Raw genomic sequence first — 25719 nt, 5'->3', positions numbered from 1 at the left:
GGGATTTGCGGTGGAAAAATACAGGGTTGCGGACATGGGACTGGCGCCTCACGGGGCGAAAAAAATAGAATGGGCATGGCAGTATATGCCGTCGCTTCGGTTTCTTGAGAAGAAATACGGCGCGGAGCAGCCCTTCAAAGGGGCTACTCTGGCGGCCTGTCTGCACCTTGAGGCGAAGACGGCCTGTCTTCTGCTCACTCTGAAACGCCTTGGAGCCACCGTCGCCGCCTGCGGGAGCAATCCGCTGTCCACTCAGGACGACGTCTGCGCCGCGCTGGCGGAGGGGGGAGTCAACGTTTTCAGCCGCCGGGGCATGTCCACGGAGGAGTATTTCGGCTATGTGCGGAACGTGCTGGACTTCCGGCCCGACGTGGTGGTGGACGACGGGGCCGACGTGGTGGCCATGCTCCATAAGGAGCGTCAGGACCTGCTTCCCAACATTCGGGGGGCCTCGGAGGAAACCACTTCCGGAGTCAAGCGTCTGAAGGCCATGCAGGCCGAGGGGGTTTTGAAGCTGCCCGTGATCTCGGTCAACGACGCCCTCAGCAAGTACCTGTTCGACAACCGCTACGGCACGGGCCAGTCCGTATGGGACGGAGTGATGCGCACCACCAACATGGTGGTGGCGGGCCGCATCGTCGTCGTGGCGGGGTACGGCTGGTGCGGAAAGGGCGTGGCCAAACGGGCGGCGGGCCTGGGAGCCCGCGTCGTGGTGACGGAGATCGACCCTCACAAGGCCTGCGAGGCGCTTATGGACGGGTTCGACGTCATGCCCATGGAGGAGGCCGCGAAGGTGGGAGATATTTTCCTGACTTTGACGGGCAATATCAGCGTCATCGACGGGCGGCATTTCCCGCTGATGAAAAACGGGGTCATTTTGGGCAACGCGGGACACTTCGACGTGGAGATCTGCAAGACGGATCTTCTCGCCCAGGCCGACCACGTGGAACAGCTGCGGGACAACATCGATACCTATGTCATGAAGGACGGGCGGCGCCTGAATTTGCTGGGAGAGGGGCGTCTCACCAACCTGGCCTGTGCCGACGGGCACCCCATCGAAATCATGGACCTGAGTTTTTCTCTGCAGCTGGAAGCCGCCCTTTACGTCTACACCCACAAAATGGCCCCCGGCGTCCATCCCGTCCCGGCTGAAACGGATCGGGCCGTAATGGAGTCCAAACTGGCGGCGCTGGGAATCGCCATCGACACGCCGACCCCTGCCCAGAAGGAATACATGCAAAGCTGGCAGGAGTGAGAGGGCCCTGGATCGAAAGGAGTTTTTCGAGATATGACCACGCTGTTCAAAGATGTGCTGATACTGGACGGAGAGAGGGAAAAGGCGGAACGGGGACATATTCTCGTGTCCAAGGGGCGCATTCAGTCTCTGATGAGCCTTTCCACAACTCCCCCCTCAGCCGATCGGGTGGTGGAGGGATATGGAAAAACGGCCGTTCTGCCGGGGTTCGTCAACGCCCACACCCACGCGGCCATGACTCTCCTGCGGGGGCTGGGGGAAGAAGTGCCGCTGATGGAGTGGCTGCAGAAAAAAATCTGGCCGGTGGAAGAAAAAATGACCGCCGAACACATCCGCCGGGGAACGCAGCTGGCCATTCTGGAAATGGTGAGCATGGGGACCACCTGTTTCGCGGATATGTATTTCGAGATGGACGAGGTGGCTCAGGCGGCGCTGGAGGCGGGGATGCGCTGCGCCCTCTGCCGGGGAATCACGGACGGACCCGCCGGGGCCGACGGAGAGCGGAAAATCGACAAAAGCGTCAGGGACGGTCTGCGTCTTTTCGAAACCTGGCATGGACGGGAGGGCCTGCTGACGGTGCAGCTGGGACCTCACGCTCTCTACACCGTTCCCCTGAAGGACATGAAGACCATCGTGGCTCAGGCGAAGGAGCGGGGAATTGGGATTCACCACCACTTTCTGGAGATCAAGTGGGAGCTGGAGTACCTCCGGAACGAGCTGAAGCTGACCCCCGAGGATTACCTGCGGGAAACCGGTCTGCTGGATACGGTGGGGACGGTACTGGCCCACGGCGTCTGGATGGACCCGGCCTGGGCGGAGGCTCTGGATTTGTCGAAAATCACCATCGTCCACAACCCCAACAGCAACATGAAACTCGCCAGCGGAGTGATGCCGCTGGAGCGGTGGCTGGACAAAAACGTGGGGCTCGCTCTGGGGACGGACGGCGCTTCCAGCAACAACCGGCTGGACATGTGGGACGAAATGCGGAACGCCGTTCTGCTGCACCGGGGCGTGACGCGGGACCCCGTAAGCGTTCTGGCCCGGGATGTGCTGCGCATGGCCACCTTCGAGGGAGCACGGGCCTTCGGCTTCGTCAACACGGGGCTGATTCGGGAAGGCTGGACGGCGGATCTGGTCATGGTCGATCTGGACCGCCCGCACTATGTGGGGGTCAACGAGGAGAACCTTGGCGCTTTCGTGGTCTACGCCGGAACCTCCGCCGACGTTCGGGGCACCATGATCAACGGCAAATGGGCGTTCCTGGACGGCGCCTGGCTCACTCTGGACCGGGACGAAATCGTGGCGAAAGCCCGTGAGGCGCGGGAGGAAATCACAAAATAGCTCGAAGAAGAGGAGGCGGCGGACCTGAGGGATACGAAGCGGTCTTCCGCCTTTCTCAGCCTTATTTCGTCAGGTTTTTTATGAGCCCTGTTGACGTAACAGGCCTTTTTACCTATAATCTGTAACAATCATTTACTTTTAGAAAAATTACTCAATATGTAAAAATTATCAATACGTAATAAAAATTAAAGGACTCATTTAAGGAGGAATGTTTGGATGAAGAAAGTCGCGCTGATCTGTGCGGTGGGGTTGATCCTGAGTTTTGCGGGTGTTGCCGCGGCAGATACATTTGGAGGGGAAGGCAGTGGCAACGACCACTATACCGAATTTTATTATCACCGGAGCGTTCCTGCGCAGTCAGATGGCTACAGTGCTTACGTCAGCGCGTATGGAAGCGTCAGTCACCAGCAGCAGCCGGTGGAAAGGGTCTATCTTCCCGCGCCGGTGTACGTGTCGGCGCCCGTATACGTTCATCTGCCCAAAGCCGTACAGGTTCCTCAGCGCGTTTACGTTCTGGACGACGGAGTTCGCTATTACGCTGGAGCCGCGCCCAAGCCCGCTCCGGTGACCACGACGGCCACAGCGACAGCGACGGCCACCACGGTGACCACGACGACGACCTCCAACACCGTCCCCGCCCCGCAGCAACCGCGTCCCGCCGAGCCCTATTCCTCCGCGGAGCAGCCGACCCGCCAGTATTTCTATTATTCCCGTTAGTTAAACCTCGACAGAAAAGCCTCAGCAGAGCGCAAACGAAAAACACAAACGATAAAAACCACAGGGGAGCTTTCCAAAAGGACTCCCCTGTTATTTTATGGCCTTGCTATTTCATGGAGATACTCATTCCGTCAGGTTATTTTTCAGGTGGACCAGAAAGTCCTGAATGTTGGTGACGATGGGAATGGCGGAGAGAGTGCCCCGATCCCGCAGTTTGTTCACGGCGAACTCCGAAATGTCCACGGAATAAAAATAAACCGGTCGAACCCGTCCCTCCCTCAGAATGTAAGAAGAGGTCATGTTGCCCACGGCGATGGTATGCAGCTGGGTGGCCAGAGCGATGACGGTGGTGGCTTTGCGGGCGTGGACCCTCATGGCGTCCTGAGCCTCGTAGACGTTTCCAAGCACCTCGGGCAGAGGCCCATCGTCCCGGATAGACCCGGCGAACACCGTGGGAACGCCTTTTTTCAGCGCGGCGTGGACGATGCCGTCCGAGAGATTTTTCTCCCGAATCAGGTTTTCGATGGAGCCGCAGCTCCGGGCGGCATTGAGCAGATCCAGGTGATTGTAGTGGCCGTTGGGGCGGTTTTCCTGGGTGTAGATGTCCTGTCCCAGAGCCGTTTGCAAAAGAGCGCCCTCCAGGTCGTGAGTGGCCAGGGCGTTGCCGGCCAGAAGGGCGTGGACGTAACCCTCCTCGATGAGGCGCGTCATGGAGAGCCGTGAATCGTAGTCAAAGGACACGGCGGGACCCAGAACCCAGACGATGTACCCGTGGAGGCGCTCCCAGCGGAGCAGTTCGTACAGATCGTCGTAGTCCCGGGAATAGGAAGTTTCTCTGGACCGGCCGGAGCGAAACTCGAAGGCGTCCCCGGATTCCCGGTCGACAAAGGCGCAGGAGTCCACGTAAATTCCCTCGCTGCCGTCCTCGGTGCGGCCGATGATCACGGCGTCCCCCGGTCGGAGGCGTCGAAACTCCACGATGTCGATTTGAGCCTCGTCTCCGCCGCCGCGAAGAACGGGAACGCAGTCCATACGGCTTCCCTCCGGGAGAATCCAGCGGTTGCCGATTTTGAAAAACTCGGGGAAAATGGACATCGCGTGATAATTTTCTGGGGCGATTCCCTCCTTCTGAACGGGAAGGGTTCGAACCCCGGGAGCGTTTTTGAAACGGGGGGCATCGAAGTCCGGCATGGGATAATCGGGAAGATTGAAAGACATTTTCATTCACCTCGGAAGTATTTTGTGGCCTGTTTGCCTGTACTCCTGATATTATATTCTATATAACATGGTATCATAACACGATATATATTCGCGATTTTGCCTGATTCTTCGAGGAGGCCTGAAAGTGTCGGTTATCGCTGTTGTTGGTTCCCTGAATATGGACCTGGTCATCCGGGCTCCCCGCCAGCCTCATTTGGGGGAAACGCTGGTGGGGGGCTCTTTTGGAATGACAGGAGGAGGAAAGGGGGCGAACCAGGCCCTGGCCTGCGCGCGGCTGGGAGCGGAAGTCTGCATGATCGGCTGCGTGGGTAACGACGACTTCGGCCTGCGTCTGAAGGAGGTCCTGACGGAATCGAAGGTGGACTGCCGGCATCTCCGGGTGGTTTCGGGCGTGGGGACCGGCGTGGCCATCGTTACGGTGACGGAGAGCGGCGACAACGCGATTGTGCTGGCCCCCGGGGCGAACGCCTGCGTGGAGTCCTCCCTGATTACGGAGGCGGCCGACGCTTTCAAAAAGGCCGACGCTGTCATGTTTCAGCTCGAAATTCCCCTGGGAGCCGTGGAGGCCGGACTGCACCTGGCGCGAAAATCGGGCTGTCGAACAATTCTGACGCCCGCCCCGGCCCGGGAAATTCCTCCGGCTTTGTGGGCTTTGGTGGATACGGTGGTTCTCAACGAGAATGAGCTGGCTTTCTACGTGAAGGAGGATCGGCTGGAAACGGAGGAAGAGCTGGTGACCGCCGCCCGGCAGCTTGTGGAGCGGGGGCCCCTTTGCGTGCTGGTCACCCGGGGAGCTCGCGGAGGCCTGGCGGTCTCGAAGAAGGATTTCTTTGACTACGCTCCCTTCCAGGTGGAAGCTCTGGACTCCACCGGAGCGGGAGACGCCTTTTGCGCGGCCTTCACCGTGACTCTGGCGGAGGGGCTGCCGCTTCGGGAGGCGATCCTTTACGCCTCGGCGGCCGGCGCTCTGGCCTGCACCCGGTTCGGCGCGCACCCTTCGATGCCCTGGCGGCACGAGGTGCAGGCGCTTCTCCAGAATAGCCGGAATGGCTGAACTGAAAGGGTAATTTAATTACTGCATACAATAATCGGCAGGAAATCATCAGGATAAGGGGAATGGAAGTGACGGAAGTGACAGAAAACCTGAAAATGGAATTTCGGGAGATGAATCCCGGTCAGGAAAAGGAAGTGAGCGACCTCGTTCGAGAGGTGGCTCGAATCGACGATGGAGAGATGGAACCGGCGGCCCGAACGGCGCTGGAGCGGTATATTGCGCCCTCGGCTCTGGCGGGTCGGGCAAAGATGGGCTATACTCACGAACTGGCGTATGTCTCGGATGTTCTGGCGGGCGTGATCGAGGTGAAGGGGCTGGACCACATCGCCATGCTGTACATTCGTCCCGCTTTCGCCAACCGGGGAATAGGGTCCCGCCTGATTGCCCGGGCGGCCTCCCGATGCGTCGCGGCGGCCCCGAAGGTGAAGTACATGACGGTGGAGGCGGCGGCGGGATCGCTGGATTTTTACGAGCGAACCGGCTTCACCCGCAGCGGCCCCGCCAGAATGGTCGGAGGCGTGTTGTCCACGCCCTGCCGGCTGGCTCTGGGAGGGCAGAGAAGCGATCCCCCCATGAAGCTCCACAGCAGCTCCATCGATCTGTTCGTTTTTTCGGGAACGGGGAATACGCTTCTCCTGTCCCAGGCCGTGGCCGAGGTTCTGCGGCAGGAGGGCGCTTCGGTCCGGCTGCGCGACATGGAGAGCCCCCCTCCCGCGAACTTTCCGGAGGACGTGGCGATAGGGCTGGCCTTTCCCGTGGCCTGCTTTTCCACCTATCCCGTGGTGTGGCGTTTCATCCACGCCCTGCCGGCGGGCGAGGGACGCGAGATTTTTATGCTGGGAACCTGCGGAGGCGCTTCGGGAGGGATGCAGGGCCCTCTTCGGGACGTGCTGAAGAAAAAGGGTTATAAAACGGTCGCCGCGGAGTTTTTTGTCATGCCGGGGACCTACAACAACAAAACGCTGCCCCTGGAGAGAAACGCCGCCAGAATCGAAAAGGCCCTTCTGGGAGCGCGATTTTTCGCCTACGACCTTTTGCAGGGCAGAACGCGATGGGGCGGCGGCATTCCTCTGCTTTCCGCGCTGCTGTACCGATGGGGGCAGACGAGGAAACCCTGGAACTTCTTTTTCAGGCTGTTCCCCCTGGCGGTGGACGAAAAAAAATGCACCCGCTGCGGCCGCTGCGCGGAGATTTGTCCGGAAAAGGCCATCACCATGAACGGCCCTTCAGGGCTGCCCGCCCTGGATGCGTCGCTCTGCCAGTCCTGTCAGCGATGCGTGGGCTTCTGCCCCGCCGCGGCTCTGGGCGTTCCCGGCAAACCCGCCGTTCCCTGGAAAGCCATGTCCTGGGAGGAATTTCGGTCGGCGTTCCGGTAAGATCGGCGGAAGATACGAAAAAAAGATACGAAGGGCCCGCAGGCCGCGGAGGTTCTGTCCCGGCGGCGGGCCCTGTTCTTTTGAAAAATATCAGGCCGTGTTTTTCAGGCTCCTGTAAACGGTCTCGTAGGTGGGAACGGGGACTCCCAGAGCTCTGCCTTCCTCGCAGATCGTCCCGATCAGGGTTTCCAGTTCGGTGGGGCGTCCCTGTTCCTGATCCACCTGCATGGAGGTTTTTGTCCCGGCGGCGAAGGCCCGGGCCTTTTCCAGAGTGAGGTCGGCGATGTCGGGCGGCAGGTCCGTCCCTTTGGCCCGCGCCACGTTTTCGATCTCCCGAATCATGCGGCCGACGGTCTCGAAACTTTCCGGGTCGGTCAAAACTCCGTCCACGGTCCGTCCAAAAAGGGTGGTGACGCCGGCGAAGGGGGACAGAAAAATGAACTTCGACCACATTTCCGTGTCGATTCGTTCCGTCAGGACGACGTCGATGCCGCTTTTTTTCAAAATTCCCTCAAGGGAACCGTAGCGCCTGCGATTTTCCTCCAGGCTCAGGCCCTTTTTGCCGAACAGAATTTTCTGGACCGAACCGACCTGACGCACCACCCCCGGCCTTTCCACGTGAGCGGAGATGTAGATGCACCCGCCCAGGACGTCGCCGGGGAGGTGTTTTTCCAGAGTGGACACGGCGCTGACTCCGTTGAGAAGGGGAATCACGACGGTTTTTTCGGTGGTGAGCGGAACGGCGTCCCGGGCGGCGTCCTCCAGGTGATAGCCTTTCGTGGCGAAGAGGATGCAGTCGGCCTTTCCCGCCTCCCGGGCGTCGCAGGTGGCCAGAGCGGGACGTACGGTGAGGCAGCCGTCCCCGCCCAGCAGCTGGATTCCCGACTCCCGAACGCTTTCCAGCGTTTTCCCTCTGCACCAGAAAACGACCTCGTGCTCCTTTGTTTGAGAAAGCCCGGCCGCCAGACGTCCTCCGACAATTCCTCCAACGCCTCCCAATCCCACAATGATCAATTTCACGACTCTCATCTCTTTTCCTGTTCAGTTTTCTGCGGACTGTCCGCAGAGACAAAAAGGCCGACGGCTCTATAACGCCGCAAGCGCCAACCGCACCTGCAATTCCACTCCAATGGGCAGGGAATCCTCGTCGATGTTGAATTTTGGATGATGATGAGGGTAGTTCGTCCCCTTCCCCTGGTTGGCCGTCCCGACGAAGCAGTACACTCCCGGAACCAGACGGGAGAACTCCGCGAAATCGTCCCCCAGCATGGTCCGCAAATTTTTGTCCGTGACGTTTTCCCGACCCGCCGTCTCTTCGGCTGAACGCACCGCCAGATTCGTCATTTCGGGGTCGTTGGAGAGGACGTTGTTGCCGCATTTGAAGTCCAGATCGAAGGTCGTTCTGTAAGCCCCGCAGATGTGGGCGATCTTTTTGCGAAAGCTCTCCTGCACCGCCTCGGTTCCGTTGTGAAGACAGCGCAGGGACCCCTCCATCTCCAGAGTTTCGGGGATGATGGTGGCCTTGGTTCCGGCGCTGATTTTGCATATGGTCAGCAGGGTCGGCTCCAAAACGTTGAGTTCGCCCGACGTCAGGCTTTTACTCGCTTCGATGACGGCGGCAGCCGCGCCGATGGGGTTGATCGCTTCGTGAGGAGCGCCGCCGTGACCGCCTTTTCCGTGAAGGCTCAGCCTGAAATAATAACTGGAAGCCATGACGGGGCCCGGGGCCACGCCGATCATCCCCGTTTCCAGATGCGACCACAGGTGCAGCCCCAGTACGGAGTCCACCCTGGGCCGTTCGAGAACGCCCTCGTCGATCATGGCCTGAGCGCCGGCGTCCTCTTCGTTGGGCTGAAAGACGAATTTTATGTTTCCCCGGATTCTTTCCCTGTGTCGGGTCAGGATTTTCGCCGCCGTCAGCAGCATGGCGGTGTGGCCGTCGTGGCCGCAGGCGTGCATGACCCCCGGACGCTCCGACTGAAAGGGAAGTCCAGTTTCCTCCGTGACGGGGAGGGCGTCGATGTCCGCCCGAAGCATCACCGTTTTGCCTTCCTCCTTTCCCCGCAGCAGTCCCACGACGCCTGTTCCGGCGCAGCGGGAAACGTCCAGCCCAAGGTCTTTCAGGCAGTTTTCGACAATTTGCGCCGTCCGATACTCTTCGAAGCCGGGTTCGGGATGAGCGTGAAAGTCTCTCCTGAGCCGGATCAGTTCCTCCCGCAGCTCCAGTATTTCTTTTTTCATGACGATTTCTTCTTTCTGCACGACGAATCCTCCTCCGGCCGAATATCGCCCCCGACGGTAAACGCCACAGTCGCGGAGTTATTTTCCGCGATATTCCCGCTCATTGTGGTTCATTCCGAATTTTTAGCGGATTCTATATTAAGAAATCCATGAAACTGCTGAAATACTAGCAATAAGCCCCGAGATTGTCAACGTCCCGCCCGCGCGCCTGCCGTCAGACAATGGTATAAATCCGTTCTGGGCGCGAACAAATGCAACATGTCGTCTTTCAGAGAAGTAAACCCAAACTTGCGATAAAACGCCGCGGCGGCGGCATCTTTCGCGTCCACGACCATTACTGCCCAGGCGGAGGAGTTTGACACGCTCCTGATAACGGCGTTGGCGAGCAGCCGTTCGCCCAGTCCGCGCTTTTGAAAGCGCCTGTCGACCGCGAGCCGTCCCAGTCGTATAGCGGGAACATCGCCGTATTTTCCCAGCTCTTTTTGAAAGGCCGAAGGGAGAATTGAGGCGACGATGCCGGCGTTAGATAATGTATAGTAACCTGCAATGCGCCTGTCCTCGTCGTCTGCGGCCACAAACAGCGCGGCGAGGTTGCGGCGTATATCCTGCCCCGCGTATTTTAAAAGGTATTCGTCAAGTTCCGCCTTTCCGCAGTTGAAGCCTTTCCTGATGCACGTTTTATCGAATGGAATGATTTTCAGCACTGTTCAATACTTTCGCATGGCGGCCAATTCTTCCTGAACGGCCTTGTGAAGCCGTTCGTTTGGGCGTGGCGGGCGCGACAGCATTTCGACGAGTTCCTGCTGTCCGCGCAAAGAAAGAGAGATATGTTCTTCGGTCTCGAACACATTGTCAGCGGCGTTATTGGCGGCCACGATTAAAAAATCCGTCAGGGACTGTCCGCGCAGACTGGCGGCCGTCTGCCAGCGACGTTTGACCTCAAGGGGGACGCGCCCCTGGAAAAAAACCCTGGTTCCGGCTGTACCCGTCTGTTGTTTCACATTCAAAGCTGTTTTCGCCGCTTTCGGCATGACAGTCACCTCCTTTGAATAATTGTAGTGACAGCAGCGATACAAGTCAAGAAGGCGTCCCACCTGCGCGTTCCGCGGCTCGTGTATTTTGCCGTAGATTTTTGCTTAATATTTAACTACAATTTTCATCAAACGTCTCCCTGACTTTCCGGCAGCTCAAACTTCAATGTTTGGAGTGACACGCGATGAGCGATTACTGGTACTGGAACAATACGAGAAAAGCGCGTCAGGCTGCTTTCGTGGGCAACGGAGAACTGTTTCTTGTCGCGTCCTTGTATAGCTGGTATTTCTTTTTTATCAGCCGTTATATGCTTTTTCCTTTTCTTATGGCGTTCATAACTTCAGCCGTTGCGGTCGCGTGTTTTTGGTGTGCGGTTTTCATGCGCACGGACGGGGTGATTGGCGACAGAACGCCGGTTCCCGAGGATTGCAACCCCTGGAGCAACGTACCGGGCGCGCTCGGCTGCGCCGCCACGTTTGGGCTTTTCATCTGCGGCGGTCACGTTCTGCTGTTCTGGTTGTCTTATCGCAGCGGCTATCCGGACTTTTGGACGCCCGCGGTCATTACGACGGCAATTTTCGTCCTGATCATCGCGAGCCTCGTCATCGCCCGAATTGTCGCGCCCGAATCCGATTTCCGCTTATTGCCGTTCGCCAGCCAGTGGCGGAGATTTGACATTTATGTGCGGGAGTACCTCTGGCCCCTGGGCGAAATGCCGGTCTTCAGATCGTTTCTGAAAATCTTCTCAACCACCTGGCTGCTTGTTTCCGCCGCGCTCACAGCGATGAATCTCATCAGAGGCAAACCGTATATCGCGCTTTTCTGCTTCGCTTTTGTCGCCTTGCCGGCTGTCGCTTTTACAGGCATCATCTTTTGGCCAAAAAACAGACGATAAAGTCAGACGCCGAGTTTTATGTCATTCCTCAGAAAATTTCGGGACGTCACGTCGCAAGATCTGGATGGTATAATACCCGTATGGGAGAGGTCATACGGGTGGTTACAGGCTGCCCGATGAGGGGTCTCCACCCTCACCAGGACTTACACCCAGGCGAAGGTTAGAGCGCTTTGATGAGCCGGATCAGTTCGGCGATGGCTGGCAATAGTTGAAGGACAGCTATTGCTGGTTTTATTTTTTCTTCCACGCTATCACCCCCTTTCGGGGGGATGCCCCAGACAGATCCCTCTTTTTATATGGTACTGAATTTAGTATTATAATAATCACGAAGGGGAGCGAAATGCCAGATATTAAAAAGATTATCCAAAAAATGAAAACTCAGCCTAACGGCATTCGCTTCAGCGAAGCTGAAAAAGTTCTTGAAAAGAATGGTTATGTCTTTAAACGTCAGAAAGGTTCACATCGGGGTTATGCCAACGCTGCGGGCAATTTTATCACGTTGGTATATGGATCCCCCGTTCCAAAAGCGTATATTGAAGATATTTTGACGCTGATTGGCGAAAAATAGGGAGAGGATAAAACGATGGATATATCGGAGTATATGAAACTGCCCTATAGCGTGATTATCAGGCACATGAACGACGAAAGCGGCGAATATTATTTCGCCACAGTCAAAGAATTGGACGGATGCATGAGTCACGGAGCCACTGCGGAGGAAGCTGCCTCCAGAATTCGCGAAGCGATGGAACTCTGGATTGAAATGAGGCTGGAAGCCGGTTTTTCTGTTCCTGTCCCCGCCGATGAAAAGAAATTCAGCGGTAAATTTGTCCTGAGACTTCCTAAAACGCTTCACGCGAAACTTGCCCTCGAAGCGGAACGGGAAGGAGTTTCGCTGAATCAGTATGCGCTCTATAAACTGAGCAGTTAAATTTTCGACAAATGTGGTATGCTTTTGTTAACCTCGTTCCGCTCCCTCTCCGTTACGGGAGGCGTAGTTTCGGAGAGCGTAGCGTCAGGGGAGCCCCGTGCCTCGCCTGACGTACCGGGCGAGGTTTCTTGTTCTGGAGACAGCTCGCGAAGCCAGGCCAGTATCGGAGCCGGCGACATTAGAGCAGGATATTCCTCTCAGAAGCGATTTTCTTTCTGATATTGTCATCCAGAAGAAAAGAATGGAGGCGACAGAAAATGGAAATAACAAAAATTAAAAATGCCAACAACGCAACGACGGACATAGAAGAAGAGACTCCCAACCAGGAAACGTTAAAAGCATGTCGTGAATTGAACGAAGGGGGTGGGGTGACTTTTACTTCTCTTGACGATCTCTTCAAATACCTGAAAAGCTGAAATATGAGAACCGTTAAACTGGCGAAAAAATTTAAACATGAATACGATTTGATGCAAAAGCGGGGGAAAGACATAGGCAAATTGGATATTGTGATTTTTTCTCTCGCGATGGAGGGTTGTTTGCCGCCCGGTTTAAAAGATCATCCTCTCAGGGGAAGATTCATCGGATTCCGCAGTTGTCACATAGAAACGGATTGGATATTAATCTACGCTATTGACGACGAGTCTGTGTATCTTTCACGGACGGGCTCACACGCGGATATTTACAGTTTATAGGGCGGCCTTAAGGCTGCGAGCTGATACATGCGGCTGAAAAAGCAAAAACTCCGGACGGGACCGGAGTTTTATTATTTATGGCAACATGCTGTCAATTGTACTGGTGGGCCCACCTGGACTTGAACCAGGAACCTTCCGGTTATGAGCCGGTGGCTCTAACCACTTGAGCTATGGGCCCGATTTTGCAAAAACAGGGGACATTATACCTTTTCTTCTACGCGAATACAACTCACCGGACAGCTGCTTTCCGCTTCCGCAAGACCGGGGGCGTCTTTTTCGGACGACAGAAGCACCGCCAGCCCCGCCGCTTCGTCCAGACGGAAAATTTCCGGACAAACCTGACTGCAAACACCGCACCCGATGCACCGCTGCTGGTCTATAGAAATTTTCATAACACCCTTTCACCTCCACATCGGGCTCCTTCATCAGTGCTCCACACAAGCGCCTTATTTTATTATATCCGCCGGCTCTCGTCAATTTGATGCTCCTGCATGACGTTTTTTGCGGGGGTCGCCCTCCTCCGTCGTCAACAGCGCGACGGGGTATTGCCCCCGCGCTTATGGACTTTTCCGGCGGGATCGTCTAAAATGCCATCTTTAGTGGAGGTGAGATTCGTCTGGTGACGGGCCCGGGCTTCAAACCCGGTGAGAGGCGGTTTGCGCTGTCTCTGGTGGGTTCGATCCCCACACACCTCCGCCACGAACCTCTTCCCCCGACCGTCGGAGATCCCTGTCCTGTTCGAACGCCGCTTGTCCCCCCTGACTTCAATCGGGCTGCAGTACGACCTTGATCAGCCCCGGCTCCGCCGCGTGAAGCCGGTCGAACCATTTTCCGCCTTCTTCCAGGGGAGCGGTTTTGCTGATCAGTTCGTCCACCCGCAGACGACCGCCGCCGATCAGGCCGAGACAGATGTCGTACTCCCCGGAGGAGGAGCAGGTCCCGTAAAGGCCGATCTGTTCCGTAACGCACTTTTGCAGCGGCAGGGACACCTCTTTGGTGACGTTGCCCACCATGACCACCGCGCCTCCCCGATGGACGCAGTTCACCGCCAGAGAGAATGTGGCGGGAATGCCCACGGCCTCGAAGGCGATGTCGGCCCCCTGCGCGCCGGTGATGTCCTGAATGGCCCCCGCCGTGCCGGAGTCGCTGGTGAGAGTGTGGGTCGCCCCCAGCTTTCGGGCCAGCTCCAGCTTCCCGGGGTCGAGATCGCAGACGATGATCTGCGAAGCTCCCGCCGTCGCCAGAGTTTGCGTCAGCATCAGGCCGATGGTCCCCGCGCCCAGCACCACCGCCCTGTCCCCCAGCTTCAGCGGAGAGACGGCGGTGGCGTGAACCGCAATGGACAGGGGCTCCACCATGGCGGCCTGTTCGAAGCTCACCCCGTCCGGCAGGCGATACAGGATGCGCTCCGGCAGAACCACGTACTCCGCCATCGCCCCGTCTCTGCGGTAGTCTCCGCAGGAGACCCCCAGCACCATGCGATTTTCGCAGAGGTTGATCTGTCCTTTTCTGCAGTAATGGCAGGAGCCGCAGTAGACTGTGGAGTCGAAGGTGACGCGGTCGCCTTTGCGCCATGCCTTCACCTCCGGCCCCGTCTCCTCAATGACGCCGGAGGCTTCGTGCCCCATGACGACCGGAGGAATGCGCCGGCCGCTCTGCCCGTCGTACCCGTGCACGTCACTGCCGCAGATGGCGCAGGCTTTGACCCGCAGCAGCACCTCTCCCGGACCGGGGCGCGGCGTTGGAACTTCTTTGTATTCGAGTTTGTAGTATTCCGTCAGAACCAGAGCTTTCATCCTTCACACTCCATTCGAATTGAATTTATGGTGGTTTTCAGGCGGCGTCCCAGGCACTGCGGACGAAGTCGTGAGCCAGGCGAACCCCTTCCAGTCCCCGTCCGCTGGCCTCCTCGATGCACAGCCAGCCGTTGAAGCCGTGTTTCTTCAAAAAGGAGAAGATTTCACGGTTCGGCACCACGCCGTCGCCGATGCCCACGGGGCTGAAACGGCCCTTCTCCGCCATGTCGGTGACGTGAATCGTCGAGATTTTATCCACGATTTCGGGCAGGATTTCCATCGGGTCCATGCCCCAGGCCACGATGTTCCCCGTGTCGAAGTTGACCCGTATGCCGGTGTCCTGAATGCGCCGGAAAATTTGCAGGAAAATGTCGGGAGGGTAGCTGAAGTCGATATAGTCCCAGGCTCCCGGTTTTGCGTGATCCTCGTACACGAGCTCCACGCCGAATTTTTTGCCCCAGGGGTCGATTTTGTGGAAATAGTCCGCCACCAGGTCGACGCCCTCCTCGATTCCCATGCCGGGGTGAGCCTGACCGGCCAAAATTCTCAGGTATTTGACGCCCAGCTCCGAGCAGAGGGCGACGTCCGACGTCAGGTACGCCAGTTCCCGTTCGCGCTGCAGGGGGTTGGGATGGGTGAAGTCGGGGTAGTCCGTCATCATGACGGGAGGCAGCCCGATCTCCGCCAGCTCCTTTTTCAGCGCCACGAGATACGCGGGGGTGCGGTTTTTGAGGAACATGACGCTGATGTCGAATCCGTCGAACCCCAGGCGCTTCGCCTCCCGGGCCCACTCCGGAATGTCCATTTTCCCGCCGCATATTTCACCGAAAAGCGAGACCGGCAAACAACTGATCTTCAATTCGATTCACCTCCGCAGGCTGTTTTTATTGTTATTATTATTCCACATCGATATTCCAGTTGAACATTTTGAAAAAGGGCCGATTTTTACGCGTACGAAAGTCCCCCAGGTCCTTTTTGGTCCAGTCGAAAACGCCCCTGCCGGTTTTGGGGCCCAGGTCTCCCCGCTGATAACGCTCCACCAGGTATTTTTGGGGAGCTTTCGCGTCGCACAGCGTCTCGAAAAGGTAGCTCTCGACGTTGTAATCCAGGTCCAGCCCCACCGAGTCGAAGTACTCCAGAAGCCCGACGGAGGAGTACCTCTGACCGAAGCTGTAGTAGACGGTGCGATCCACGTCCTCCGGGTCGCAGTAGCCGTTTTCCACCAGATACAGGGCTTCCCGAAACATGGCGTGCATGAGGCGATTGCCGATGAAGCCCGGAATGTTTTTCTTCAGCACCACCACCTCGCGCTTCATGGCCTTCAGGAGGTCCACGGCGGTTTGGGTGGTCTCGTCGCTGGTGTGGCGGCTGCGGACGACCTCCACCAGAGGAATCAGATGGGCGGGGTTCCAGGAGTGGGTCACGATAAGGCGGTCTTTGCGGGCGATCCCCTCCGCCAGAATGTCGGGGGAAATGCCGGAAGTTATGGAGGCGAATATGGCGTCGGGCCGGCAGACGGCCTCCAGCTGCCGGTAGACGTCGATTTTGACCTCGGGACGCTCCACAACCGCCTCGAAGATGAACTCGGCGTCGGCGCCTTTGTCCATGCCGACCTCCACTCTCAGGCGCGACAGCGCGGTTTCGATCTGCCGGTCGTTCAGCAGCCCCTGCCCTTTGAGCTCCGCAAAATTGTTCCTGACGCTGTTCAGACCCCTGACGCGCCCCTCTTCGCTGTGGGTCAGCATGAGGGTCCGAAATCCGTTTCCGATACAAAGAGTGGCCGTGTCCGCCCCCATCTGCCCGCTTCCGGCCACCGCAACGAGTTTTATGTCGTTGAACAGCATTGTTTCGACCTCCTGTCTCCATGTTGATTCTCAAAAATATTATTTTTAAAAAGGAGTTTGTTATATTATATATAAAGAAAAATTCAACGCTATAGCGGAAAACAATAATAACGTTCATGCCAATGGGAGTGTAAATCGAAATGAAAAAAGTCGTGCTGGAAGAAACGGGCAAAATTTTCATCGGACAGGAGCCCGAACCCAAACGGAAACCCGGCGAGGCGCTGATCAAACTGAGGGCGCTGGGGATATGCGGGTCCGACGTCAATTCGTACAAAGGGATCAACAGGCTCATCAAGCTGCCCCTGATTCCAGGGCACGAGGCGGCGGGGGAGGTTGTGGAGACGGACGGCGCTCCGGGCACTCCCGCCGTGGGGGAGCGGGTCATTCTCGACCCCTATCTTTACTGCGGAGAGTGCATTTCCTGCAAAAAGGGCCGAACCAACTGCTGCGCGAAGCTGAAGGTTCTGGGCGTTCAGACGGACGGGGCCATGCGGGAGTACGTGACGCACCCGACGCGCCTTCTGCACCGGATTCCCGACAATCTCCCCTGGGAGCACATCCCCCTGGCCGAGCCTCTCACCATCTCCCTGCACGTGCTGCATCGGGCTCAGGTGGGTCGGGGCGACAACGTGGTCATCTACGGCGCGGGGACCATCGGCGTGCTGGCCGCGCTGGGGGCGAAAATCTACGGTGCGCGCCCCATTCTGCTGGACGTGCTGGATAAGCGGCTGGAGAAGGCCCGTCAGCTGGGAATCTCCGATGTGGTGAACAGCGGCGGCGAGGACCCGCTTCAGGCGGTCGCGAAGCTGACGGACGGCGTTATGGCGGACGTGGTGATCGAGGCCTCCGGCGCGGGACCGGCCGTCAGTCAGGTGGTGCACATGGCGGCCTACACCGGGCGGGTGGTCCTGGTGGGCTGGCCAAAAAGCGCCGTCGAGCTGGACACGAGCCTCATCACCCACCGTGAGCTGACGGTGTACGGATCGAGAAACAGCGCGGGGGAGTTCCCGGAGGCGATAGATTTGATCTCGTCGGGCAGGGTGGACGCAAAATCCATCGTCACGGAGGTCATCCCCTTCGACAGGCTGCCGGAGGCCATTCACAGCCTCAGCGTGGACCCCTCGGACAGGCTGAAAATCGTCGCGATGCTGTAAGGGCGTAATGGGCGCGGGGGCGTCCGGTTATAAACGCGCCAGCAGCTCGTCGGGAGTGGGCATGTCGATGAGGTTTTTCGCGTAGCGGGCCTCGACGACGACGCCGTCCTGTCCGACGATGAACAGCGCCGGAAGCTGCAGCTCCTCGCCTTCGTATTTGCCGTGGACGATTCCGGCGGCTTTCACCTTTTCCCTTTTGGCGTTCAGCTTCGCAACCTCGTCGGGGCTGGAGGGGAGGAGTCTTTCCTTGTCGGGAGCCGCCTCGATGGAAAAACGGCTGTAGATGGCGAAATCGGGGTCGCAGATGATGTCGAGGCCCGGGGCAAAGCCGTGTCCCGCCGCCTCCGCTTTGGCCATCTCTTCCAGAACCGTTTCCCGCGGGCTCTGGAGAACCACGAGGACTTGGGCGTTCCGGCTCAAAAATTCGGGGTATTTTTCCGAAATCACCTGAATGTCGTAGCGGCAGGTGGTGCAGCCGATATAACGCAGCACCCAGAATACCGTCTTTTGTTTACGCCGAAGGACCTCCGAGACCTTCAGGGTTTCGCCCTTTGCCGTCTGAAACGTGAAATCCGGAAACCTGTCGCCGGGGTTCAGTTTTGCCATAACAGCCGCTCCTTTGTTTTTGATTTGATTTTTGTTTTGATTTTGGAAGTATTATATCAGGGTCGCTTTTCCATGGAATCAATGTTACCGAGAGACGCGTACCTGTGGTATGGTATCCTTGTTGCGCGTGGAACTGTGGCGCGCAAGTCCGTTTCGGAGGGAGTCCTGATCGATGGCAGAATGTCATGTTCTGTTGGGAGTTCATCCGGCAGCCGCCGGAGATGAAATAGAGGAAGCCTACAGGAACAAAAAACGTGAATACGACCCCGGGCGGTTCGAAGAGGGAACTCCGGAGCGGGAAAATGCCGTTGCCATGCAGAAAAAACTGGATCAGGCCTACAACGACGCCATCATGGCCACCTTTGCCCCCATCCGCGCCTTTTCAGCTCCTCCGGCTTCTTCCGCTCCCGCGGCGCCGGCGCGGCCTGCGGCCTCCGGACCCGTTCCCCCGTCTCCGCCCCGTCCCGCCGCTCCCCGGCCTTTCGGCGCCCACGACGGCGGAGGGTCGTTCACCGCGGCTCCCGTAAGGTCCTCCTGGACCCCGCCTCCGAAAGCCGGCCCCGAACTGGAGGGCCTCGTGGAGGAGGTTCCCGTGGCCTTTTCCGACGAAGACCTGCTGAAAATGGACATCAGCCAGCTCCGAGAGGCCTACATGCCTTCTTCCGGCTCCTCCTCTTCCTATTTTACGCTGGGGATCGAGGACCCGCTGCTGCGCTCCTACGTCTGGATGTTCATTTCCTTTACGCTTTTCGATTTTCTTATGCGGATCCTGATGGGGAACGCCTGGGGCGGCGTCTCCGGACTCGTGAACAATTTTTCGGGGGTGATGAACGCAATGGGAGGGAGTATGCCCGCCGGCATGGCCGCCACGGCTCCACCTCCCCCGCCTCCTTCCGCGATCTGGTCCCTGATCACCTCCATCGTTTCGATGCTCTACCTCTTTGCCTGTTCCCTCGTGGTTCCGGTGGCGGTCCGCTTTTTCGTCGTGGGAGAGCCCATGGGCAGCGACAAAAGGATGATCCGCATTCTCATGGACATCGCCTCCATCGCCGCGGCGCGGCTCATTATGGTTCCGGCCGGTCTGCTTTTCCTGCTCCTGCCCGCGGAGTGGGCCGGTTCGTCGTGGAATCTCATTTTTGTCACCCCTCTGCTCTGTGAGGTCACGCTCAAATACGGTGGATAAACGATTTTCCGCAAATTCGGCTCCGGCCCGGTGGACGGACTCCGGAACCCGGGAGGCCCTGGACGCCTGGAGTTACCGGTTGGCCTTGGGGCTCTACCAGACGGCGGTGGACGTCTTTTTCGCGGCGGGAGGTCTGCGCCGTCTGAAAAAAAAGTACAAAACGGGCGTCGAGGAGCGCATGGGGATTTTCGACTCCGGCGTTCCCCGAAACGCGCTGTGGGTGCATTCCGTCTCCGTGGGGGAGGTGCAGTCGGCCCTTTCGCTGATCGAGGCGGCCCGTCAAAGCTGCTCCCGACCCTGCGTTCTCTCCACCGTGACCCGAACGGGGCGCGTCATGGCGGAAAAACTGACGTCTCACGCGGTGGAGCGCTTCATCTACAGCCCCTGGGACGCCCGGCGCTTCGTCCGCCGCGCTTTGGACCGGCTCTGCCCGGCGGCCTATGTGGCCATGGAAACGGAACGGTGGCCCACCATGCTCTCCGAGCTTCACCGGCGCGGCATTCCGGCTTTTCTCGTCAACGGACGGCTTTCCGACGAAAGCGCGGCCCCTCTCTTGAAAACACGGGGTTTCTGGCGGGGCGTCCTCTCTTGTTTCAACCGTTTGCTGGTGCGCTTCGACTCGGATCGGGAAAATTTTCTGCGGTTGGGGGTCCCCGAGGAAAAAATTGTCGTCACGGGAGACTGCAAAATCGACGCCATGATCCGGCGCAGGGAAAATCTGGACCTTTCGAAATGGGCGTTCCTTCGGGGGGAGGCGTCCGCCCCTGTGCTCCTTGCGGGCAGCACCCATCCCGGAGAGGAGGAGGCGGTTTTGAAGGCCTTTCAGATTCTGCGGCGAAAATTTCCCCGGGCCCGGCTGGTCATCGCGCCCCGCCATCCCGAGAGAGGGCAGTCCGTGGCGCAGCTCGCCTCCGCTTTTGGAGAGGCTCGTCTGCTTTCCGGGCATTCGGAGTTTCGCGATATTCTTGTGGTGGACAAAATAGGGGTGCTGTTCGAGATGTACGGGGTGGTGGACGCGGCTTTCGTGGGGGGCAGCCTCGTCCCCAAAGGCGGGCAGAACCTCATGGAACCGGCGCTGTTCGGCCTTCGGCCCGTCCACGGTCCGGACATGAGGGATTTTCGCGATGCCGACCGGATGGACGCCATGGGGGCGGCCCGGCAGATTCGCGACGCCGACGGGTTGGCGGAGGCCTGGCTGTCCTCTCTGGAAGAAGGCTCCCGGCAAAAGGCAAAAGAAGCCTGCGCCGCCTGGCTGGAGACCGTAGGAGGCGCCTCCGAACGAAGCTGGGCCGTTATCGAAGAAGAAATTCGCGCCCGCCTGAACTCTTCTTAAATCTTAATTCTTAACGCGTTTCGGCCTGTGCGTAATATATCGCTTGACACCGTTCCGACGGTATAATCTATACTGTTTGCAGTGTTTTTATTGTGCTCCAGCTTTTTCATGCTTTTTTCATACTTCAAAGTGAGGAGGAGTTGCAATATGGGGAAGAAAAGTATTTTACGCTTTTGGGGGACGGTTGGAATTTTTCTGTTTGTCCTGCTGTCGGGCGCGGCGGCTCTGGCGGCGGACGCTCCATTTCACATCGGCATCGTGACGGGGACGGTTTCTCAGAGCGAAGACGATCTTCGCGGCGCGGAGGAAATGATCCGGCTTTACGGAGACGCGGATAAGGGGGGAATGATTCGTCACATCACCTATCCCGACAACTTCATGGCGGAGATGGAGACGACGATTTCTCAGATCACCGGACTGGCGGACGATCCGCTCATGCGGGTGATCGTCGTGAATCAGGGCATCCCCGGCACGGCGGAGGCGTTCCGCAGGGTGAAGGAAAAGCGGTCCGACATTCTCTGTCTGGCGGGCCAGTCCCACGAGGACCCGAACGTTATCGGGCCGGTGGCGGATATGACGGTCAACGCCGACTTCATCGCCCGGGGCTACATTCTTGCCCTGATCGCGAAGGAAATGGGCGCGGACACCTTCGTCCACATCTCCTTCCCCCGCCACATGAGTTATGAGACTCTGGGCCGCCGCCGGGCCATCATTGAGGAAGCCTGCAAGGATCTGGGGATTAAATTTATTTTCGAGACGGCTCCCGACCCCACCAGCGACGTGGGAGTGGCTGGAGCCCAGCAGTTCATCCTCGAAAAAGTTCCGGCCTGGATCGATCAGTACGGCAAAAAGACGGCGTTTTTCTGCACGAACGACGCCCACACGGAACCTCTGATGCGTCAAATCGCCCAGTACGGCGGCTATTTCGTGGAGGCCAGCCTGCCTTCTCCGGTTATGGGCTATCCGGGCGCTTTCGGCATCGACCTCAAGGGCTACGCCGGAGACTGGCCCGCGATTCTGAAAAAGGTGGAGGAAACGGTGGTTGCGGCGGGAGCCGGCGGACGCATGGGGACCTGGGCCTACTCCATCGGATTCTCTCACTCCGCGGGGCTTGCGGAGTTCGGCAAAATGGTGGTGGAGGGAAAGGCCAAAATCACCGACACGAAAAAACTGCTGGAGGCCTACGGGAAATTCTCTCCCGGCGCGAAGTGGAACGGCAGCAGCTACGTGGACGCCGCCACGGAGAGAACCATGAAGAACTTCTTTATGGTCTATCAGGATACCTACGTCCTCGGCAAGGGCTATCTGCACGTGGCCGAGGCCACCGTTCCGGAAAAGTTCTATAGTATCCGGAAAAGCAGCAACTGATGCCAATTTGAAGTAATATACAGAAAGGCCCGCCTCTTTTCACGGAAGGCGGGCTTTTTTTCGTTTTTATCGTGAATTTTGGGATCTGTGAGTCTAGGGATAAAGGTCGGTGCTCAGGTACTTCAGGCCGCTGTCGCAGATGACGATGGCCACGGTTTTTCCCTTCTCCTGACCCTCCAGCAGCTTTCTCGCCGCCGCCGCGTGGGCTCCCGCGGAAAATCCGCAGAAAATTCCCTCGATGCTCGACAGAAGGCGCGCGCCCTCCATCGCCTCGTCGTCGGTGACGCCGACGCATCCGGTAACCAGCGACCGATCCAGGAAAGGAACTTCCCGACCGTATCCGCCGCCCTGAATGCGATGTCCCGCCCCGGGCTTCGGCTTTTCGCCGCTGTAGTAAGGAACGTTGGCGGGTTCCACGACGTAGCAGCGGACGGCGGGGTTGTGTCTCCGCATGGCGGTGGCGATTCCGGTAAAACCGCCCCCTGTCCCGATAAAGTCGGCGATGGCGTCGATTTTACCCTCCGACTGCTCCCACATTTCGTCGCCGGTGGTCTCCTGAGCAAGGGCGTTGTCGGCGTTGTGGAACTGTCCCACGCAGAAGGCTCCCAGCTCTTTGGTGAGGCGCTCCGTCTCCGCCATGACCCGCTCCATGTCGGGCAGGCTGACAGCTCCCGGTTTGGAGCCCGGCGCCTGGTCCACAAGGACGACCTTTGCCCCGAAGGCCCGGGAAATGCGCACCCGTTCGATCGAATTGCCTTTCGACATGACCGCGATAAAAGGGTATCCCAGAAGTGAGCAGACCAGCGCCAGCCCGTTGCCCGTGTTGCCGCTGGTCTCCTCAATAACGGTTTGTCCGGGTTTCAGAAGACCCTTCCGCTCGGCCTCCCGAATCATTCCAAGGGCGATTCGATCTTTTTTGCTGCCCGACGGGTTCAGGTGATCCAGCTTCGCGAGAATGCGCCCTTCCAGCTTCCAATGCTTTGTCAGCCGTTCGAGGTCCACCAGAGGGGTGTTGCCAATAGCCTCCAATACACTTTTCATCACTGCCATTCAGTATCTCTCCTCTCTCAGGATTTATGGGCCGCCTTCAAATGCCTCAGCCGCTTCATCGTACCTGAGTTTTCGATGATTTTCATCGTAATCGCAGATAAATCTGTCATCAATGGTACTCTAAAATGAGATGAAGTCAATGTTTATAAATTAAATAAAAATTATATGATATGTAAAAATTAAATTTTAAAATTAAATTCCTGATGACTTTACATTCAGATATGGGCGGTCGGACCTTTTGCGTTTCTTCACCAAAACGCCATATAATTCTCACCAGACTCTCATAAAAATATCATTTATAAATCATAAAAAAGCCGTAATCTTCTCGCCAAGGGGGAAACACAATAGATTGGCAGTTGCAGCTGGAGTTGTCACACAGGTTGAAATTGAGCCGGAAGTCCGGCGTTTGTGACGGAGAGGGGCGATATGAGGAAAAATCTTTTCGCAAAATTTGTTTCACGCGCTTGTGGGGCAGTTGTGGGAATTTCAGGGAATCAAAAATCAGAGCGTAAATGGACTGCCTCCCAGGGAGGTCCAGGGGCCGGTCGCCCGAAGATTTGTAAAGGGAAGCCCGCCCCTTCGAGCCTCAAAGAATTTCTTTTTTAGTGTGACTTTGGGAAAGGATCATACGAAATGAAAAAGGGAAAATTGTTTCTGATTTCAGTGACGGTGCTTCTGAGTCTCGCGCTGACGGGCGGGGTGAGCATGGCAGCCACCGGCTACACTCAGCAGTTCCTGATGGAGAACTCCGGCACGGGATGCTACCTGTCCGGCCCCGAGTTCGACTGGCGGGGAAACTGGTACGTCATGAAGCGCGACCCGGCGCAAACGACGAGCTACCTCTACCGAAACTACTCGCCCGGCAACGATTCCACGCCCTTCATCACCATAGCGGGGGCCGTGGCGAGCTGGGGCGTGACCTCGGATCGGGATTGCAGCTACCTGTACTACAAGCTGTTGGACAAAGCGGGGCTCTACCGCCTGCCGCTCCGGCAGGGGGCGACGAGCGCGGAATACAAGGAGTTCGCCTTCGACGGAAGCACGTTCCTGTTCGACACCGTCGTTCTCGCGGAGGACCCGAACGAGTTCCTGCTGATGTCGCCGCGGACCGGGCTGAACCTCACCATCGGCCTCTTCTCCTACGACGGAGGCGTTGAACCGAGCAAGACCTGGACCTGCACCCTGCCTTCGGAGTGGGAGACCAACTACAACGCCAACACCGACCTGACCACTTATCACGTGCAGTTCGAGGCGACGACGGGCAGGGTATGGGTGAGAGCGAGAAAAACATACACCGGAACCAGAGGAAGGAACGCTGTCAACCAGTGGTTCTTCACAAAGAAAATCTCGGAGGCGTCCGGGCCGCTGGACGCTTACGACCCCGCGGTGGAGATCCCCGGATGGAGCTCGGGAGGGTTCAAGGAATTGTACCTGGGGCGTTACGCCAGAATCATTCAGGAATACAGCGACGCCAACCCGGCCAGCGGAACGCACCTGAGCCTGACGGGGTACGACCCCGTCTCCAGAAAAGCTGAGTCTTACTCTCTGACCCAGTGGACGACCCTGAACGGCTCCACGGCACCTCTGGACGACTTCTTCTGGACGGGCGGAACCGGCGGAAACAGCGCGATTCATTATCGCGGTTTTACGATGGACGCGCAGAAAAACCTGTACGTGATGAAGCACCGATACATTTACTCCGCGTCCCTCGGAACATCAGAGTCTCAGTGGCGCTCCAACTTCTCCCGCTTCGCCCGCTACACGCCGCCTTCGGGCGTGACGCCGCAGAAGCCCGCCTGTGACTCCTCCATCACCAACCACACGTTCCGAGACCCGAACAACGTGATTTTGATCGCCGTGATCTTCGACGGGCCCGCGGACTACCGCGCCATCAGGAGCCGGTGGCGGATATTCAGAAAGTCGGACCTGGTTGTCCCCATTTACGACGTGGAGCAGGACGGCCCGACCAACAGCCACACGGTTCGCGTGGGGGTGCTGACGGACGGCGGCGAGTACGTCTGGCAGGTGTCCTACGACTGGGAATACTCCAGCGTCTATGAAACGATTCGCGGCGCGACGGCCTGGTCGGACCTGGCCTCCTTCTCAGTGAGCATCAGCGGTGGCTCCGTCTCCGATCCTTCGTCGCCAAAAGGCGGCGGCGGCGGGTGCGACGCCGGACTGGGATTTGTTCCCCTGAGCCTGGCCGGCCTGTTCCTGTTCGGAAAACGCCGCGGATAATTTAAGTAAGAGAATTTAATTATCAGACGATAAATGGAAGGACAGCGGTCTGCGCCATCCAAGCCCCGAGGGCGGCTTCGCTCCCGGGGCTTTTATTAGAAGGTACTTTAAAGTACCTATATAACTTTTAGATACCTTTTTGACCCTGGCGTATTGGAGTATTGGAGTTGAAAGTAAAGTCTTTCGCGCCTTGACAGATCCCTCACTGACGGCCTATCCTTTTCGGTGAAACATCAAGAAAGGGAAGGATCCTGCACTGACATGGAACGACTCAACGGGGATCTCTCCTTCGAGAGCCTGAGCCCGGAGGCTCGGCGGGAGTATGAGAGACGCAAAAAAGACAATACGCTGCCGAAGGAAATCGACCGGCGGCGGGACCGGTACTTTAAATTTCT

26 protein-coding genes and 2 tRNA genes are annotated in these 25719 nt (G+C 57.9%); 16 read left to right on the top strand and 12 right to left on the bottom strand.

The features are described 5' to 3' along the window. Positions 1-10: 10 nt before the first annotated feature. The 3 genes from LBR61_03615 to LBR61_03605 all read left to right on the top strand — a co-directional run bounded on the left by LBR61_03615 (position 11) and on the right by LBR61_03605 (position 3313). Positions 11-1255 carry an adenosylhomocysteinase gene (locus LBR61_03615; protein MDR1731160.1) on the top strand — a complete coding sequence of 415 codons (1245 nt, stop codon included), beginning with the start codon at positions 11-13 and terminating at the stop codon, positions 1253-1255. A gap of 33 nt (positions 1256-1288) precedes the next feature. Then, positions 1289-2596 carry an amidohydrolase gene (locus LBR61_03610; protein MDR1731159.1) on the top strand — a complete coding sequence of 436 codons (1308 nt, stop codon included), beginning with the start codon at positions 1289-1291 and terminating at the stop codon, positions 2594-2596. Positions 2597-2812: 216 nt separating this feature from the next. Then, a complete protein-coding gene (locus LBR61_03605; protein ID MDR1731158.1) occupies positions 2813-3313 on the top strand; it encodes a hypothetical protein in 501 nt (166 codons plus the stop codon). A gap of 123 nt (positions 3314-3436) precedes the next feature. On the opposite strand, the gene LBR61_03600 is transcribed toward LBR61_03605, so the two are convergent. Continuing rightward, on the bottom strand, positions 3437-4531 hold the full coding sequence (locus LBR61_03600) for a hypothetical protein (protein MDR1731157.1): 1095 nt from the start codon (positions 4529-4531) through the stop codon (positions 3437-3439). A 127-nt stretch (positions 4532-4658) separates the two neighbouring features. On the opposite strand from LBR61_03600, the gene LBR61_03595 reads away from it, so the two are divergent. Both LBR61_03595 and LBR61_03590 read left to right on the top strand, forming a co-directional pair. Continuing rightward, on the top strand, positions 4659-5588 hold the full coding sequence (locus tag LBR61_03595; protein ID MDR1731156.1) for a ribokinase: 930 nt from the start codon (positions 4659-4661) through the stop codon (positions 5586-5588). A gap of 68 nt (positions 5589-5656) precedes the next feature. Beyond that, positions 5657-6964 (top strand): EFR1 family ferrodoxin, encoded by a 1308-nt coding sequence (locus tag LBR61_03590; GenBank protein ID MDR1731155.1) that lies wholly within the window; start codon positions 5657-5659, stop codon positions 6962-6964. A 90-nt stretch (positions 6965-7054) separates the two neighbouring features. On the opposite strand, the gene LBR61_03585 is transcribed toward LBR61_03590, so the two are convergent. The 4 genes from LBR61_03585 to LBR61_03570 all read right to left on the bottom strand — a co-directional run bounded on the left by LBR61_03585 (position 7055) and on the right by LBR61_03570 (position 10236). Next, a complete protein-coding gene (locus LBR61_03585; protein ID MDR1731154.1) occupies positions 7055-7984 on the bottom strand; it encodes a 2-dehydropantoate 2-reductase in 930 nt (309 codons plus the stop codon). A 66-nt stretch (positions 7985-8050) separates the two neighbouring features. Continuing rightward, a complete protein-coding gene (locus LBR61_03580; protein ID MDR1731153.1) occupies positions 8051-9226 on the bottom strand; it encodes an amidohydrolase in 1176 nt (391 codons plus the stop codon). Between the two features lie 167 nt (positions 9227-9393). After that, entirely contained in the window at positions 9394-9909 is a 516-nt protein-coding gene (locus LBR61_03575) for a GNAT family N-acetyltransferase (GenBank protein ID MDR1731152.1), read from the bottom strand. A gap of 3 nt (positions 9910-9912) precedes the next feature. Then, on the bottom strand, positions 9913-10236 hold the full coding sequence (locus tag LBR61_03570) for a DUF1778 domain-containing protein (GenBank protein MDR1731151.1): 324 nt from the start codon (positions 10234-10236) through the stop codon (positions 9913-9915). 185 nt (positions 10237-10421) lie between these two features. On the opposite strand from LBR61_03570, the gene LBR61_03565 reads away from it, so the two are divergent. From LBR61_03565 to LBR61_03545, 5 genes are all read left to right on the top strand, one after another. Next, positions 10422-11132, top strand: coding sequence for a hypothetical protein (locus LBR61_03565; GenBank protein MDR1731150.1), 711 nt, complete (start codon positions 10422-10424; stop codon positions 11130-11132). A 340-nt stretch (positions 11133-11472) separates the two neighbouring features. Next, complete coding sequence (locus LBR61_03560; protein ID MDR1731149.1) at positions 11473-11700, top strand: type II toxin-antitoxin system HicA family toxin; 228 nt, start codon at positions 11473-11475, stop codon at positions 11698-11700. A 15-nt stretch (positions 11701-11715) separates the two neighbouring features. Beyond that, the gene (locus LBR61_03555; protein MDR1731148.1) at positions 11716-12060 is read left to right on the top strand and encodes a type II toxin-antitoxin system HicB family antitoxin; all 345 of its coding nucleotides are present in this window, start codon (positions 11716-11718) and stop codon (positions 12058-12060) included. 257 nt (positions 12061-12317) lie between these two features. After that, complete coding sequence (locus LBR61_03550) at positions 12318-12476, top strand: hypothetical protein (protein MDR1731147.1); 159 nt, start codon at positions 12318-12320, stop codon at positions 12474-12476. A 3-nt stretch (positions 12477-12479) separates the two neighbouring features. Next, positions 12480-12752, top strand: a complete 273-nt coding sequence (locus LBR61_03545) for a type II toxin-antitoxin system YafQ family toxin (GenBank protein MDR1731146.1) — start codon at positions 12480-12482, stop codon at positions 12750-12752. A 101-nt stretch (positions 12753-12853) separates the two neighbouring features. Here the strand turns inward: LBR61_03545 and LBR61_03540 are convergent. Further along, positions 12854-12930: transfer RNA gene (locus LBR61_03540), tRNA-Ile, on the bottom strand. A gap of 22 nt (positions 12931-12952) precedes the next feature. Further along, positions 12953-13144: a ferredoxin gene (locus LBR61_03535; GenBank protein MDR1731145.1), complete on the bottom strand. Its 192-nt coding sequence runs from the start codon at positions 13142-13144 to the stop codon at positions 12953-12955. 209 nt (positions 13145-13353) lie between these two features. On the opposite strand from LBR61_03535, the gene LBR61_03530 reads away from it, so the two are divergent. Beyond that, a tRNA-Sec gene (locus LBR61_03530) sits at positions 13354-13451 on the top strand. 65 nt (positions 13452-13516) lie between these two features. Here the strand turns inward: LBR61_03530 and LBR61_03525 are convergent. Genes LBR61_03525 through LBR61_03515 form a run of 3 tightly spaced genes read right to left on the bottom strand, consistent with a single transcriptional unit; the run spans position 13517 to position 16392 of the window. Beyond that, positions 13517-14548, bottom strand: a complete 1032-nt coding sequence (locus tag LBR61_03525) for a galactitol-1-phosphate 5-dehydrogenase (protein ID MDR1731144.1) — start codon at positions 14546-14548, stop codon at positions 13517-13519. 37 nt (positions 14549-14585) lie between these two features. Then, positions 14586-15407 carry a sugar phosphate isomerase/epimerase gene (locus LBR61_03520; protein ID MDR1731143.1) on the bottom strand — a complete coding sequence of 274 codons (822 nt, stop codon included), beginning with the start codon at positions 15405-15407 and terminating at the stop codon, positions 14586-14588. 37 nt (positions 15408-15444) lie between these two features. Beyond that, positions 15445-16392 carry a 3-hydroxyacyl-CoA dehydrogenase family protein gene (locus LBR61_03515; GenBank protein ID MDR1731142.1) on the bottom strand — a complete coding sequence of 316 codons (948 nt, stop codon included), beginning with the start codon at positions 16390-16392 and terminating at the stop codon, positions 15445-15447. A 140-nt stretch (positions 16393-16532) separates the two neighbouring features. Here LBR61_03515 and LBR61_03510 point away from each other — a divergent pair, with 140 nt between their 5' ends. After that, complete coding sequence (locus LBR61_03510) at positions 16533-17546, top strand: alcohol dehydrogenase catalytic domain-containing protein (GenBank protein MDR1731141.1); 1014 nt, start codon at positions 16533-16535, stop codon at positions 17544-17546. 27 nt (positions 17547-17573) lie between these two features. Here the strand turns inward: LBR61_03510 and LBR61_03505 are convergent, their stop codons facing one another. Then, complete coding sequence (locus tag LBR61_03505) at positions 17574-18152, bottom strand: redoxin domain-containing protein (GenBank protein ID MDR1731140.1); 579 nt, start codon at positions 18150-18152, stop codon at positions 17574-17576. Positions 18153-18324: 172 nt separating this feature from the next. Here LBR61_03505 and LBR61_03500 point away from each other — a divergent pair, with 172 nt between their 5' ends. The 3 genes from LBR61_03500 (at position 18325) to LBR61_03490 (ending at position 22036) form a co-directional block, all read left to right on the top strand. Beyond that, positions 18325-19335 (top strand): J domain-containing protein, encoded by a 1011-nt coding sequence (locus LBR61_03500; GenBank protein ID MDR1731139.1) that lies wholly within the window; start codon positions 18325-18327, stop codon positions 19333-19335. Next, positions 19328-20668: a 3-deoxy-D-manno-octulosonic acid transferase gene (locus tag LBR61_03495; protein ID MDR1731138.1), complete on the top strand. Its 1341-nt coding sequence runs from the start codon at positions 19328-19330 to the stop codon at positions 20666-20668. The genes LBR61_03500 and LBR61_03495 overlap by 8 nt, the downstream gene beginning before the upstream one ends. A 147-nt stretch (positions 20669-20815) precedes the next feature. Next, the gene (locus LBR61_03490) at positions 20816-22036 is read left to right on the top strand and encodes a DUF3798 domain-containing protein (protein ID MDR1731137.1); all 1221 of its coding nucleotides are present in this window, start codon (positions 20816-20818) and stop codon (positions 22034-22036) included. A gap of 93 nt (positions 22037-22129) precedes the next feature. Here the strand turns inward: LBR61_03490 and LBR61_03485 are convergent, their stop codons facing one another. Next, complete coding sequence (locus LBR61_03485; GenBank protein MDR1731136.1) at positions 22130-23086, bottom strand: cysteine synthase family protein; 957 nt, start codon at positions 23084-23086, stop codon at positions 22130-22132. Between the two features lie 633 nt (positions 23087-23719). Here LBR61_03485 and LBR61_03480 point away from each other — a divergent pair. Further along, positions 23720-25324, top strand: coding sequence for a hypothetical protein (locus LBR61_03480; GenBank protein MDR1731135.1), 1605 nt, complete (start codon positions 23720-23722; stop codon positions 25322-25324). Positions 25325-25719 lie beyond the last annotated feature (395 nt).

This window comes from Synergistaceae bacterium, from assembly GCA_031272035.1.
Classification (GTDB): Bacteria; Synergistota; Synergistia; order Synergistales; family Aminobacteriaceae; genus JAISSA01.
The sequence above is the reverse complement of the archived record's forward strand: the minus strand, read 5'-3'. Positions and strand labels throughout refer to the sequence as shown.

Excerpts from the sequence above, each read along its gene's own strand:
- LBR61_03560 (MDR1731149.1), top strand. The coding sequence starts at position 11,473 with ATGCCAGATATTAAAAAGATTATCCAAAAAATGAAAACTCAGCCTAAC.
- LBR61_03510 (MDR1731141.1), top strand. The coding sequence starts at position 16,533 with ATGAAAAAAGTCGTGCTGGAAGAAACGGGCAAAATTTTCATCGGACAG.
- LBR61_03490 (MDR1731137.1), top strand. The coding sequence starts at position 20,816 with ATGGGGAAGAAAAGTATTTTACGCTTTTGGGGGACGGTTGGAATTTTT.
- LBR61_03545 (MDR1731146.1), top strand. The coding sequence starts at position 12,480 with ATGAGAACCGTTAAACTGGCGAAAAAATTTAAACATGAATACGATTTG.
- LBR61_03525 (MDR1731144.1), bottom strand. The coding sequence starts at position 14,548 with ATGAAAGCTCTGGTTCTGACGGAATACTACAAACTCGAATACAAAGAA.
- LBR61_03555 (MDR1731148.1), top strand. The coding sequence starts at position 11,716 with ATGGATATATCGGAGTATATGAAACTGCCCTATAGCGTGATTATCAGG.
- LBR61_03570 (MDR1731151.1), bottom strand. The coding sequence starts at position 10,236 with ATGCCGAAAGCGGCGAAAACAGCTTTGAATGTGAAACAACAGACGGGT.
- LBR61_03515 (MDR1731142.1), bottom strand. The coding sequence starts at position 16,392 with ATGCTGTTCAACGACATAAAACTCGTTGCGGTGGCCGGAAGCGGGCAG.
- LBR61_03605 (MDR1731158.1), top strand. The coding sequence starts at position 2,813 with ATGAAGAAAGTCGCGCTGATCTGTGCGGTGGGGTTGATCCTGAGTTTT.
- LBR61_03480 (MDR1731135.1), top strand. The coding sequence starts at position 23,720 with ATGAAAAAGGGAAAATTGTTTCTGATTTCAGTGACGGTGCTTCTGAGT.
- LBR61_03565 (MDR1731150.1), top strand. The coding sequence starts at position 10,422 with ATGAGCGATTACTGGTACTGGAACAATACGAGAAAAGCGCGTCAGGCT.
- LBR61_03485 (MDR1731136.1), bottom strand. The coding sequence starts at position 23,086 with ATGGCAGTGATGAAAAGTGTATTGGAGGCTATTGGCAACACCCCTCTG.
- LBR61_03550 (MDR1731147.1), top strand. The coding sequence starts at position 12,318 with ATGGAAATAACAAAAATTAAAAATGCCAACAACGCAACGACGGACATA.
- LBR61_03500 (MDR1731139.1), top strand. The coding sequence starts at position 18,325 with ATGGCAGAATGTCATGTTCTGTTGGGAGTTCATCCGGCAGCCGCCGGA.
- LBR61_03610 (MDR1731159.1), top strand. The coding sequence starts at position 1,289 with ATGACCACGCTGTTCAAAGATGTGCTGATACTGGACGGAGAGAGGGAA.
- LBR61_03505 (MDR1731140.1), bottom strand. The coding sequence starts at position 18,152 with ATGGCAAAACTGAACCCCGGCGACAGGTTTCCGGATTTCACGTTTCAG.
- LBR61_03535 (MDR1731145.1), bottom strand. The coding sequence starts at position 13,144 with ATGAAAATTTCTATAGACCAGCAGCGGTGCATCGGGTGCGGTGTTTGC.
- LBR61_03600 (MDR1731157.1), bottom strand. The coding sequence starts at position 4,531 with ATGTCTTTCAATCTTCCCGATTATCCCATGCCGGACTTCGATGCCCCC.